Source organism: Sulfitobacter marinus (genome assembly GCF_900116285.1).
In the GTDB taxonomy this organism is placed as follows: Bacteria; Pseudomonadota; Alphaproteobacteria; order Rhodobacterales; family Rhodobacteraceae; genus Sulfitobacter; species Sulfitobacter marinus.
The window spans coordinates 343,049-354,990 of record NZ_FPAJ01000001.1 but is presented as its reverse complement, the minus strand read 5'-3'; the positions used below and the strand labels follow the sequence as shown (position 1 = coordinate 354,990).

The 11,942-nt window shown below is 55.4% G+C and carries 12 protein-coding genes; 7 read left to right on the top strand and 5 right to left on the bottom strand.

Annotated elements, in window-relative coordinates; genetic code table 11:
- Positions 1–279: 279 nt before the first annotated feature.
- From BM347_RS01715 to BM347_RS01700, 4 genes are all read right to left on the bottom strand, one after another.
- Positions 280–2,529: a pyridoxal phosphate-dependent decarboxylase family protein gene (locus BM347_RS01715; protein WP_093914690.1), complete on the bottom strand. Its 2,250-nt coding sequence runs from the start codon at positions 2,527–2,529 to the stop codon at positions 280–282.
- Between the two features lie 207 nt (positions 2,530–2,736).
- Positions 2,737–3,768, bottom strand: a complete 1,032-nt coding sequence (choV, locus tag BM347_RS01710; RefSeq protein ID WP_245764159.1) for a choline ABC transporter ATP-binding protein — start codon at positions 3,766–3,768, stop codon at positions 2,737–2,739.
- An 11-nt stretch (positions 3,769–3,779) separates the two neighbouring features.
- Entirely contained in the window at positions 3,780–4,610 is an 831-nt protein-coding gene (gene choW, locus BM347_RS01705; protein ID WP_093914688.1) for a choline ABC transporter permease subunit, read from the bottom strand.
- 80 nt (positions 4,611–4,690) lie between these two features.
- Positions 4,691–5,614 (bottom strand): choline ABC transporter substrate-binding protein, encoded by a 924-nt coding sequence (locus BM347_RS01700; RefSeq protein ID WP_093914687.1) that lies wholly within the window; start codon positions 5,612–5,614, stop codon positions 4,691–4,693.
- A gap of 193 nt (positions 5,615–5,807) precedes the next feature.
- On the opposite strand from BM347_RS01700, the gene BM347_RS01695 reads away from it, so the two are divergent.
- On the top strand, positions 5,808–6,662 hold the full coding sequence (locus BM347_RS01695) for a 2-dehydro-3-deoxygalactonokinase (RefSeq protein ID WP_093914686.1): 855 nt from the start codon (positions 5,808–5,810) through the stop codon (positions 6,660–6,662).
- 56 nt (positions 6,663–6,718) lie between these two features.
- On the opposite strand, the gene BM347_RS01690 is transcribed toward BM347_RS01695, so the two are convergent.
- Complete coding sequence (locus tag BM347_RS01690; protein ID WP_175498467.1) at positions 6,719–7,378, bottom strand: sensor histidine kinase; 660 nt, start codon at positions 7,376–7,378, stop codon at positions 6,719–6,721.
- Positions 7,379–7,606: 228 nt separating this feature from the next.
- Here BM347_RS01690 and BM347_RS01685 point away from each other — a divergent pair, with 228 nt between their 5' ends.
- The 6 genes from BM347_RS01685 (at position 7,607) to BM347_RS01660 (ending at position 11,851) form a co-directional block, all read left to right on the top strand.
- Positions 7,607–8,305: a response regulator gene (locus BM347_RS01685; protein ID WP_175498466.1), complete on the top strand. Its 699-nt coding sequence runs from the start codon at positions 7,607–7,609 to the stop codon at positions 8,303–8,305.
- A gap of 166 nt (positions 8,306–8,471) precedes the next feature.
- Positions 8,472–9,695 (top strand): tyrosine-type recombinase/integrase, encoded by a 1,224-nt coding sequence (locus BM347_RS01680; protein ID WP_093914683.1) that lies wholly within the window; start codon positions 8,472–8,474, stop codon positions 9,693–9,695.
- 145 nt (positions 9,696–9,840) lie between these two features.
- On the top strand, positions 9,841–10,554 hold the full coding sequence (locus tag BM347_RS01675) for a hypothetical protein (protein WP_093914682.1): 714 nt from the start codon (positions 9,841–9,843) through the stop codon (positions 10,552–10,554).
- A 112-nt stretch (positions 10,555–10,666) separates the two neighbouring features.
- Positions 10,667–10,858 (top strand): helix-turn-helix transcriptional regulator, encoded by a 192-nt coding sequence (locus BM347_RS01670; RefSeq protein WP_093914681.1) that lies wholly within the window; start codon positions 10,667–10,669, stop codon positions 10,856–10,858.
- Positions 10,859–10,956: 98 nt separating this feature from the next.
- The gene (locus tag BM347_RS01665) at positions 10,957–11,247 is read left to right on the top strand and encodes a winged helix domain-containing protein (protein ID WP_093914680.1); all 291 of its coding nucleotides are present in this window, start codon (positions 10,957–10,959) and stop codon (positions 11,245–11,247) included.
- Between the two features lie 124 nt (positions 11,248–11,371).
- Entirely contained in the window at positions 11,372–11,851 is a 480-nt protein-coding gene (locus BM347_RS01660) for a helix-turn-helix domain-containing protein (RefSeq protein WP_093914679.1), read from the top strand.
- The last annotated feature ends 91 nt before the right edge of the window (positions 11,852–11,942 follow it).

Below are 11,942 nucleotides of genomic sequence, written 5' to 3'. Positions count from 1 at the left end.
TTTGTTAATCTCTGGTTGTGCAAGACTACACGCAAAACTGGAACCCACAATCGTACAACCAGACCAAAGTTCATCCATTAACATGTCGATTAGCGTTTTTTAGCATCTTTACACGTTTTGCCGCCAATCAGGCGCGCCTCATCGCGATGCACATACATGCTTTAGATGTCGTCTCTCTCTTGCGGTGATGGTCAGTTTTTCACCGCCACATTTAAACTGATTGAGGACGTGGCTGACAGAATCCACCGTCCGCCAGAAGCTGTCGCAGCGCGCAATCCCCTACCCCTCCCAGGGCCGCAAACCATGACCATGGACGATCTTCTTGGTCTGGTCGAGCGCGGTCTGCTTGAAGGCCTCAAGAACCATCGGCAGCCAGTTGCCCTTTTCAGTGGCCGTGACCCATGGGTCTTGGGTCGTGGAAATTAGAAAACTGATCGGTTGCCCTTGAGTGGGCGGCAAGGACAAACGCGCACCAAAGGCATCCACGAAGTCCTGACCATAATCAGCAACGTCAAAAGCAGAAGACGTTACAAACATCGGCTGCTCGGGAACGTGACCGCCATCATATGTGCCGATGCTTAGCGCCTGAAACATTGCCTTGTTGAATTCATTGGCCAGCCTAACATCCGTATTCCAACCATCCGCCGTCCGAAAGTTCAGCGAATACGTCACGATATTCTGATCCGATCCCATTTCGCGAAACACCTCTTGGGCGTCGGGATGGGTGGCAAGATATTCCACCAGATCATCATTCTCGCGCGGCACAATCTCATTGCAAATCAACGCAAGCTGCTTGGCAATTTCTGCCTTGGATTTCCCCTGCTTTTCGGCCGGCAACCGCTGGAATGGCACCACTTTGAAACACTCATCTGGCCCCGCAAGGGCAAGCAGCTGCGCGTAAAACCGTTTTGAGTTGAAGATACATTTGCCAAGCAGCTTTCCATACCCCGACTGGTCGGGACGGATGATGGCATGGGACAGATACACGCCTGCCGCCGCCGCGCCGGGTTTGGACCCTTCGATCCCGTAGACGCCCACGGTCGGGTCGACGCCGCCGTGATAAACCACCGGCGCGGTAAAGGCGATCAGGTCGCGCATCGCCCCGTTGCGATAGCATAAAGAACCCGCTGGATAGGGAATAAAGCCCGCCTTGTGCGGATCAACGGTTTGGGTATCCGCATGGGGCAGCGCCTTGTATTGACGCGTGACATAGTCGCTCATCACCATGGACGGTGTGTGCTCCGTTGCCCCCTCCTGATAGTCGGGCTGGGGGAAACGCGGCTTGCGTAGGATCGATGCGAAATACCCGCCCCAGGCCCCATCGACATGGATGGTAAACTCCATCCCCTTCTTACGGTACTCCTCGCGCAGGGCAACAATATCAGCCAGCGGATCGACCGAACTTTCCTCGGTCGAGCCTAACACTGCAACGACCTCAAGGATGGGACGGCGGTTTTGATAACAGTCTTCAATCTTTTTGCGCAAATCATCGATCTTCATGCGGCCATCCAGATCGACATGGGTATCGAGCACATAGTTCGCGCCAATGCCAAGCAACGCTGCGCCCTTCGGCCAGGAATAATGCCGCGTGCTGGGGGCCATGATGACCGGCAGCTGTGTCACATCCTTGATATAGCTGCGGTGCATCTCGGCCAGACCGATATTCTGGACCGAGTATTTGTCCAGCATGTCCTTGATGGTGCCGGGTGAAATGCTGCAGTCGCTCTCGATGCTTGAACACATGTCAATGACGGTATCCACACCAAGGTTCATCAACGTCCAGCTGTCTAGCTCGACCAACTTGGCAGTACCGCCCTGCACCAGCTGAACCTCGTAATCCTTGGCCCCTGCCATGGATGGCTCAAGCTTGATCGCGGTGGCCAGCGACACCGGCAGATATGTCAGATTGCGCGCGGCCCACATGCTTTCTGCGTTGGCGACGGACCCATCACAGGTAATATGTGCCCAGGGAACGATTGTACCCTCCGGCGGGGACGAGGTTTCCGGTACGGTATACCCCAACATCCGCGCCAGATCCTTTCCCACCTCGATTTCCAACAATGTGGTGACCGGGGATGCTTCGGCGGCGACGTTGTTTTGATTGTAGAGCATCGCGGCGAAATAGCCGACGAAACCGGGCATCGTACAATCCCAATACATGTGGGATTGGTTGCGATAGCTCGACAGCGGAATAGACCCGTGCAGCGCACCCAACATGTGATCCAGTTGCTTTTCGAGCGCATCAATCGTGTCTTTATATTCCTTGGACTCTTTGATTTTCTCAGTGACGTAAACCGGATCATGAAATTTTTCACCGTATGTACGACGCGCGCTTGCGTTGGCGCTGACTGCTTTTTGGGCCATCTTGTGCATGACAGCTTCGTTCTCGCCCATCGGGCCAAAGAACCAGCCCGCCAATGACGAGGTGCCTTTTTCATTTAACAAGTCTAGATGATTGTTGCTTTGCGCCTTTGCGTGATACGCGGCGGCGACGTTTGCAAAATATGTTTTGTTATCTGAGGTGGTCATGAAGCATCGGCCTTTTTTCAAAATATGAAACAACAACGGCCCGCGTAAAATGCGGCACGTAAATCAAACAAACCAAGGACACCGTAATCGTATAACGTGTATTGTGGCAAGTTTTTGGTGCCCGTGCTCAAAATGAACACGGGGTTTCATAATTTTCGACAAAGGAGAGGTCGCGCTAAAGCCTGTGCCGCCCGCGACGACGTTCGATCAGCGCGTTTGCAGCCTTTCGATGATGCTTGCCGCTGTCACGGTTCCGATGGTTTCACCGTCTTCCTCGACCGCGATTTCACCAACCTTATCATCCAGTTGATGTATTAAATCATCAACGGGTGTTTCGGCGGCAACCGACGCGGCAACCGCCCCGACCACTGGCCCCATGACATCGCGCGCCGTTAGCACCCCCAGAGGGTTCATATTGGCAACGAATTCAGCGACATAAGGCGAAGCAGGGTTTGAAAAAATCTCGCGCGGGGTGCCACATTGCACAATGCGCCCCCCTTCCATGATGGCAATGCGGCCGCCCAATTTGAACGCCTCGTCCAGATCATGGCTGACGAAAATGATGGTGCGTTTTAGCTCGCGTTGCAGATCCAGTAACTCGTCTTGGAGGCGAGTGCGGATCAACGGATCGAGCGCCGAAAACGGCTCGTCCATCAGCAGGATCGGTGCCTCGGTCGCAAAGGCGCGGGCAAGGCCCACGCGCTGCTGCATACCGCCCGAAAGATCACCGACCTTGCGATCGGCCCAATCGGCAAGCCCGACGAGCGCAAGCTGTGTGTTCGCCCGCTCCAACCGTTCAGCCTTGGGGACGTCAGCCAGCTCAAGGCCCAATGCCACATTGTCACGCACCGAACGCCATGGCAGCAGCCCGAACTGCTGAAATACCATCGATACACATTCACGGCGGACCCGGCGCAGGTCGGCGGCGGAGCTTTCTGCAATGTCACAAGACCAGTCGCCATCGTTGACCCGAACAGTGCCGCGCGCCAAGGGGTTCAACCCGTTCACCGCGCGCAGCAGCGTCGATTTTCCGGAACCGGAAAGCCCCATCAAAACAAGGATTTCGCCCGCTTTGACGTCCAACGAACAATTGTGAACCCCCAGCACCTGACCGGTGGCGGCCTCGATCTCGGCACGATCCTGACCGGCGTCCATCAGCGGCAACGCCTTTTCAGGATGCTCGCCAAAAACGATGGATACATTGTCGAACTCGACAGCATTCTGTGGGGTCTTTTTCATATCAGCGCTCATTACCGTGTCACCCGCAACATACGGTCCAGCATAATGGCCACGACCACGATAATCAGCCCGGATTCAAACCCAAGCCCCGTGTTGACGGAATTCAACGCGCGCACAACCGGCACACCAAGCCCGTCCGCGCCCACAAGCGCAGCAATCACAACCATCGACAGCGACAACATGATGGTCTGGTTCAACCCCGTCATGATCTGCGGCAACGCATATGGCAATTCAATTTTCCACAAGGTCTGGCTGGGTTTCGCGCCAAAGGCCTGCGCCGCCTCAAGCAACGGTTTCGGGGTGGATGCAATGCCTAGCTGCGTCAAACGGATCGGCGCGGGCAGCACAAAAATCACCGTGGCAATCAGACCCGGCACCATGCCAATTCCGAAAAATACAATCGCAGGAATAAGATAAACAAACGTTGGCAGCGTTTGCATCAGGTCCAGCACAGGGGCCATATAACGGTACAATTTGGGGCGATGCGCGGCGGCGATACCGATCGGCACACCCACGCCCATACACACCACACAGGCCGACAAAACCAGTGTCAGGCTTTCGGTGGTTTCCTCCCAATAATCTTGGTTCAGGATAAACAAGAACCCCAGCACAATCATCAGCGGCGTCTTCCAGTTGCGCTGGATCGCCCAGGTCACGGCAGCAAATGCCGCGATGATGATCAAGGGATGCGGTGTTTGCAGAACCCATAGGATGGCGTCGATCAGCCATTCCATTGCGACGGACAGCCCGTCGAACAACCACCCTGCGTGGACCAACAGCCAGTCAAAAGCCGCCTCGGCGGCGTCATCAATAGGGATCTTATTGTCGGTGAGCCAGTTCATTGATGTCTCCGCGAAAGCGTTGTTTTAAATACAGAAAAGGGCCCGCCCAGTGGCAGGCCCTCTTGATCGTTAAGGGTTCATTACTCGACGATTGTTTTAGCAGCTGCCATCGCGTCGCCACCGTCTTGGGTGGTCACGCCTGCCAGCCACGTCCCCAGAACGCCAGGGTTCGCCTTGATCCACGCCGTCGCCGCATCTGCGGGCTCTTCACCATCGTCCAGAATGCCCCCCATGATTTCGTTTTCCATGGCCAGCGTGAATTCCAGATTGTTCAGCAGTTTGCCAACGTTCGGGCATTCTTCGGCATAGCCGGCGCGGGTGTTGGTAAAGACAGAAGCACCGCCCAGATTAGGACCAAAGAAATCGTCGCCGCCTTCAAGGTATGTCAGATCGAAATTGGCGTTCATGGGGTGTGGTTCCCACCCCAGAAATACAACCGGCTCGCCCTTGCCAGTGGCGCGCTTAACCTGCGCCAACATGCCCTGCTCGGACGATTCCTTGACCTCGAAGTCTTTGAGATCAAAAGCATTGTCGTCGATCATCGACTGGATCAGACGGTTGCCGTCATTGCCCGGCTCGATACCATAAATGGTGGCGTCCAGCGCATCTGCCTTGGCGGCGATATCGGCAAATGTCGTGATGCCCATATCAGCGGCGGCCTTGTTCACGGCCAATGTGTATTTCGCGCCGTTCAGGTTGGCCCGCACGGTATCCACAGTGCCCGCCTCACGGTAGGGTGCGATATCCGCCTCCATCGTGGGCATCCAGTTGCCTAGAAACACATCAACGTCGCCGGCAGCCATGGCCGTATACGTCACCGGAACGGAAAGGATTTTGATATCGGTTTCATAGCCCAATGCCTGCAAAACGACTGTGGTCGCCGCGGTGGTCGCTGTGATATCCGTCCAACCTACATCCGAAAATGTCACCTCGTCGCAGCCCGCAGCGGACAGGCTGGTGGCAAGGCTAAGCGTAAGAGCAGTCGTGGTTGCGAGAATCTTCATTTCGGGTATCTCCCCTGTGGTGTTATATTTGATAGCGCATTAGAGCGCTAACACCCCTCATGATGCAACCAGTTTCCTGCCCGCTGGCGGATTACTTTGCGGAGCCGGGGCGCAGACAGGCTTGCTTGGCTCAGGCGTGGTTGCTAGCCACGGGGGACCCGGCCCAAAGGCCCCCACAGAAAGGTTTTCCAAAATGCGCAGTACAGAATGGATCGGCCTGATATGGGGGGCGGACTATCCGATGGTCAGTGTGATCGCCACAAACGGAGAGGTGATTGCCAAGCACGCCGCACCTGTTGATCTGTCGCCCAGCAGTCTGGCTGAGTTTTTATCCGCCCAAGCGCCCACGCCGGTGCTTTGCGCAGGGTTGCCGGGGATGCCCACCGACATGTATCGCGCAGTCCCTGCGACACCGATGGCTGGCACATTTCAGATGGATACGCCCGACCCTCGGGTGGTGTTGCACGTCGTACCCGGATTGCGCCAAGCCAAGCCTGCCGATCTGATGCTGGGTTGCGAAACCGCGATGGCCGGGCTGCTGGCGCAAGAGCCTGATTTTGATGGCGTTATTTGCACCGTCGCCACCCAATCGCATTGGTCGCATATCAGCGCGGGCGAGGTCGTCAGCTTCCAAAGCTATCTGACGCCGGTGCTTGCCAGCACGCTTGCATCCACTTCGCCCTTGACGGGCTGCGCCGCGCAAGGGCCATTGGATGAGACGGCCTTTGCTCAGGCCGTCGATGATGTGATGGCGCGCCCGCAAAGCTTTGCCGCCACTTTGGCGCACATCTCTGCCGATGCGGCGCTACATGGCGCGCGCGAGAATGTTGGCTGGTCGCGCCTGATGGGGACGCTGATCGGGCTGGAACTATCCGGTGCCCGCCCCTATTGGCTGGGCCAGAACGTCGTGATCCTGGGCGATGGTGATCTGCCCGCCCTCTATAAGGCAGCACTTGCCAGCCAAGCGGTTCAGGCCCGGTTGATGCCCCGCGATGATCTGTCTCTTGCCGGGCTGCGGCAAGCATGGACGCAGATAAACAAGCAATAACGAAACCATAAGGCTGGGGGGGCTGGCCGCGGCCTTAATGTACCTACGGGCCTGTATTATTTGAACGTCACCTCGAATACTGCGCCCTTGACCTCGGGGCGCGTCACGACACGCAAGGTTCCGCCCCAGTCTTCGACCCGGCGGCGTGCAATGGTCAGGCCCATCCCGCTCCCTTCGACCACATCGCGCGGTTTAAGTGTGATGAACGGGTCGAAAACACTGTCGCGGAATTGTTCTGCGATACCATCGCCATCATCCCCGATCAGCAGCGCGCCATTCGTATCAATATTGGTGATAAATATCGTCCCCACTGGGCCATTGTGATGCTTGACCGAGTTGCACAGCAGCCCGGCCATAACCTTATCAAAGCTTCCACGTGGCAACGCGCATCGCTGTTCGGTCAAATTCACATCGATCGAAATCCCCTCGGGCTGCTCACACCGCTGCAAAAACGTCTCGACGGCCTCTCTTAGATCGACCTCCTCAACCGGATCGGTCGCCTTGTCCATTTCGCAAAGCTCGCGCACATCGGAGAGCAGCCGGTCCGCGCGCCGCGCGCTCACCTGAATGCCGGTCAGATATTGATACACCTCCTTGGGCACATTCTCTACGTTCTCTTCCAGGTCCTCTTTGATCCAGTCAGGCAGAGTTTCAACCGCCCGTAAACACGCCCTGAGGTCATGCACAAAATGGGAAACAAATGCATCCTGCGACACCCGCAGCCCCTTAACCCGAGACATCACATTTAGCACTGAAACTCTCCAAACCGGGGACTGACAGTGTGACGCTATCAGCCACGGCCTTCTGAATGGTTAATGCGTCCGATCAGAACGCCCGAAATCTTCGCGCGGCCTATCTGACCAAAAACGGTATTCTGGTCACCGACTGTTAATAAAAATCAGCCAACGTCACGACACGCTTAACAGAGCAAACGGATGGCCCTAATGCACGACGATCAAGGCAAAGATGGGGATGGTGCGGAAATTATGGCCCCCGAAAACAAAGAACTTAGCGTTCTTATCGTCGACGATTCTTCGTTTGATTGTCGAAACATCATGCGGCAGTTTCGCCGCACCAGCCTGCACTTGGCCGTCGACACCGCCAGCGATCTAGACCAGATGCGCGCGGCCCTCGATACGCGCAAATACGATGTGATATTCGTTGACTATCATCTGACCCATGAAACCGGTCTTCAGGCCCGGCAGATCATCAGCAAACACCCCGAAAACGGGCAGACGGCGACAATCATGATCACTGGCGAGGCGTCGCATGAGGTAGCCGTTTCAGCCATTAAAAATGGATGCAAAGACTATATAGCCAAGGAAGATCTGGACGCAATCTCGCTGGAAATGATGATGAAGTCAGCGACAAAGAAGCTTGAAAAACACGCTTCCAAAGTATTGCAAAGCGAAATGGACACCATCCACGACCGAACAATCGCCGCCATGTCCCAGTTGGTGCAAAATGAGCTGAGCGATGATCGCATCGTGTCGCTGATCGTTCGCGCGCTTCAGCACGTGACCTATGTTGACGGGTATCCCGTTCTGCAACAAACACCAGAGCTGGTCACGTCGCTAGAAAACGAAAAGCTGGACCACTTCGACTTTGGCGCGCTAGTGGATCAAAAATCTAACATAGTGTGATGCTGCTTAAGGACGGCCGCAGGGCATATCAATGGCGGAGGAGGTGTCCGCCCTCCTGCATTCCAACCCGTACCAGTAAATTTCTAAAATCAATAACTTAACCCACATCTAAGTCTTGACTGTTCCAATTCCGTCCCCCATATTCCAGATAAAATTGGGGGACGAAATGGCGGACGTGAAAGCAGCAATCGAACGAACCGGACCAAGCAAGCGGGCGGAGAAGGCGCTGTCCGCTGCCTTTGTGCGCACCGTAACGGCCCCCGGCAAATACACCGACGGCCACGGCTTGTTTCTCAAGGTCGATACATCTGGCGCAAAGCGTTGGGTGCAGCGCATTATGATACGCGGCAAGCGGACAGAGATAGGCATGGGGAGCGCTTCGCTTGTCACCTTGGCAGAGGCGCGGGAAGCCGCCCTACAGAACCGCAAGCTGGCGCGGGCGGGTGGTGACCCCCTGCAATCCAAACGCGCCTCAGAGGCTTTGCTGACGTTTGAGGAAGCATCCCGCAAGGTTCACAAAATCCACGAACCGACATGGCGCAACAAGAAGCACGCAGCGCAATTCATATCGACGCTGGAAACCTACACCTTCCCCCGCATCGGCAAGCTGAAGGTGTCAGAGGTGACCACGGCGGACGTGCTGGCCGTACTGCAACCCATATGGCTGGAAAAGCCCGAAACGGCGCGGCGGGTACGTCAACGCATTGGCACCGTCATGAAATGGGCCGTGGCTAACGGCTGGCGGCAAGACAACCCTGCGGACGCTATCGCCCAAGCCCTACCCAAACAGGACAAGACCCAAGCGCACCGCAAAGCCCTGCCCTATGACAAGGTGCCAGAGTTTCTGGACGCCCTCAAAGCATCGAGCGCGGGGGACGCCACCAAACTGGCGTTAGAATTGGTTATTTTAACGGCGTCACGGTCTGGCGAGGTACGTTTGGCAGAATGGTCGGAGTTCGATCTGGAGCAAGCCCTCTGGACGCGCCCAGCGCACCGCATGAAGTCGAAGAAAGAGCATCGCGCCCCACTATCGCCCCGCGCCGTTGAGGTGCTGTTACAGGCCCGCAAATTGGGGTCCGGCGAAGGTCTGGTGTTCCCCGGCACCAAATACGGCAAACCGCTGTCTGACATGACGCTTTCTAAACTGACCAAGGCGCTGGGCTATGACGTGGACGTGCACGGGTTTCGCACCTCGTTCAAGACATGGACCCAAGAACGCACCAACACGCCCCGCGATGTATCGGAGGCGGCGCTTGCCCACACGGTCAAGGACAAGGCAGAGGCGGCTTATGCACGGTCGGATTTCTTTGAGAAACGGCGGTCTCTAATGGAAAAATGGGAGAAATTTGTCTTGGGTTCGTCGGCTAAAGTAATAGCCCTATCGGTCTAGCCACAACCAAGTGTGTTCCACGAGAACAAAAGCACAACATCTGGCACTGTGTCTTGCGATGTGCAGGGCAATCTTGTATCTTCCAGACTATGCCTATCTTAAGTGAACACACTTGATCTGCCCGGAAGGGTACTTCACCCCGAAGATGCTAGAAACTCGCTTCGAAAAAGCGCTTTCTAGCGACAGGGTTTTTCCGCAGGTGTTCGCTTCTGCTGGTGGCAACTTCAACCGCGTGCCATCGAAGGAGCGTGCTACCGTGAAGCGGATTTGCACATTTCTGTTCGTTCAACGTTTTGTGGAAATAAACCGGAGTGACCTTTTGGTTTTCTGCCCGAGCAGAAATGCACCTCTCAAAATTGACAGCTGGCTCTTGAGGACAGCCAGTAATTTGCCTAACGTGCTGCCTGAAAATGCTCATCAAGCGGAAAAGATGTTAGCCGAAATATGCAAACTCTACCCCTTGCTACGTATCGACGAATGGTCAGTCGATTTTTGTTCGGTTGGCTTGATCCACATTGGATTAAGTAAAGCAGAAACCCGTTGTTTAGAAGTGATAGACGGATGGTCTTTGTGTCTACCAGATAACAAGCTACCCAATGATTTTGGAGCGAGCATCAACAGCATAGCAGCGCAATTGGCACGTGATGCTAGCGCAGATGGCTGCAAGAAAAGAGGACCGGGCAGAACCCGCAAGGTAGATGGCTTGGTTGATCGCCTTATTAGGCTCTATCCGAACGGCATTCCAAACAAGACGGCAAATCAAATTACTCGTGACCTGAGGCAGAATGGGCAAACAGATTTTTCAGATACAACATTGCGGAATGCTCTAAGCCAAGCAAAAATCATATTAAAAACATAATATTAGATCATTTATTTTGCGGAAAATAGTATCTGCAATTTACGTTTAGCGCCACCAGCATTGGTTTCCTCTAACGTTCAGTAACAGCCACATTGAACCTAAAGGAATTGATATGACCGAACATCACCTACGCCGCCCCGCCGTTGAAGCAGCAACAGGCCTTAGCCGATCAAGCATCTACGCTATGATGGATACAAACGACTTCCCCCGCCCCGTCCGCATAGGCAAGCGCGCCGTAGCATGGCCCGAAAGCGCCGTGACCGCTTGGCTGGCATCCCGCCCCACGGCTGACCGTGTCGGGTAAAACAACGCCCACGCAGTAACAAAACTGGCGCGGGCGCTGGGTAGTTTAGACACCTTCCAGATACCGCGCTGCAATCCATCAATCAAGGATTCAGTAACATGAAAATCCAAGTAACGCTCTTTCAGAGCGAACAATCCCGCACGTTTGAACTCAAAGGCCGCTTAGGCTGGGCGATGTTGAAACTTGTTGAAGCTGGCGCAAAAGGCGTCACCCCCATTACACACCCCGCGCCAAGATGGAACGGCTACGTGTTCGACTTGAGAGAGCTTGGTATCCCCATAGAAACCATCATGGAACCACACGAAGGCAACTATCCCGGCCAGCACGCCCGCTATGTGCTTTCCTGTGACGCTCAGGTGCAATTGCTAGGGTCTGAGGCGCTAATATGAGGATCGAACGCACAGCACCGCCCTTAGTCCCTGTCACGCCATTTGAGCGCCACCTTATCCACAGGCACAAACTGCCAGACCATTGGGCGCGCACCTATGACGAATTACGCGGGGGGCATCGCTAATGGCAAAAGGCAAGCGTAACGACAAAGAAGGGCAGTACACCACCCTGCACTATGCGCTGCTCAAGTCCGAAGCATGGCGGTCCCTTTCTGGGGCCGCTATCAAGGTCTGGTTAGAATTGCACACCCGCTTTCACGGCGGCAACAACGGCAACGTGAGGCTGTCTATGAATGAGGCGGTCAAGGCGCTGGGCATATCCAAAGGCACCGCCCAGCGCGCATTCGTCGAACTTGAGGAGAAGGGGTTCATTGCACTGGAAAACCCTGGAAATTGGTATCACCGCAAGGCGCATGAATGGCGGCTGACCACCAAGCGGATGCAAACCCCCAAGGGCGTCGCAGTAGCTACAAACGACTGGCAAAAGTGGCGCGCAAAAACAAAAGACGGTCCACCTGAGTACCCGTCACCATCGCCCACGGGTCCACCTCGAAACCCAAAGACCGACACTGGGTCCACCAGAGAACCCGTCAGGCCAGACTAAAAGGCGCGCTTGGGTACTGAGGTGGGACACTAATACTAACCACTCACAGGGCGGGCAGACCAATACGGAGCAGAGGCGGCAACACCCCAGA

Bases quoted from the DNA above. Each gene is read 5' to 3' on its own strand.
- BM347_RS01715 (WP_093914690.1), bottom strand. From the start codon at position 2,529: ATGACCACCTCAGATAACAAAACATATTTTGCAAACGTCGCCGCCGCG.
- choV (WP_245764159.1), bottom strand. From the start codon at position 3,768: ATGAAAAAGACCCCACAGAATGCTGTCGAGTTCGACAATGTATCCATC.
- choW (WP_093914688.1), bottom strand. From the start codon at position 4,610: ATGAACTGGCTCACCGACAATAAGATCCCTATTGATGACGCCGCCGAG.
- BM347_RS01700 (WP_093914687.1), bottom strand. From the start codon at position 5,614: ATGAAGATTCTCGCAACCACGACTGCTCTTACGCTTAGCCTTGCCACC.
- BM347_RS01695 (WP_093914686.1), top strand. From the start codon at position 5,808: ATGCGCAGTACAGAATGGATCGGCCTGATATGGGGGGCGGACTATCCG.
- BM347_RS01685 (WP_175498466.1), top strand. From the start codon at position 7,607: ATGCACGACGATCAAGGCAAAGATGGGGATGGTGCGGAAATTATGGCC.
- BM347_RS01680 (WP_093914683.1), top strand. From the start codon at position 8,472: ATGGCGGACGTGAAAGCAGCAATCGAACGAACCGGACCAAGCAAGCGG.
- BM347_RS01675 (WP_093914682.1), top strand. From the start codon at position 9,841: ATGCTAGAAACTCGCTTCGAAAAAGCGCTTTCTAGCGACAGGGTTTTT.
- BM347_RS01670 (WP_093914681.1), top strand. From the start codon at position 10,667: ATGACCGAACATCACCTACGCCGCCCCGCCGTTGAAGCAGCAACAGGC.
- BM347_RS01665 (WP_093914680.1), top strand. From the start codon at position 10,957: ATGAAAATCCAAGTAACGCTCTTTCAGAGCGAACAATCCCGCACGTTT.
- BM347_RS01660 (WP_093914679.1), top strand. From the start codon at position 11,372: ATGGCAAAAGGCAAGCGTAACGACAAAGAAGGGCAGTACACCACCCTG.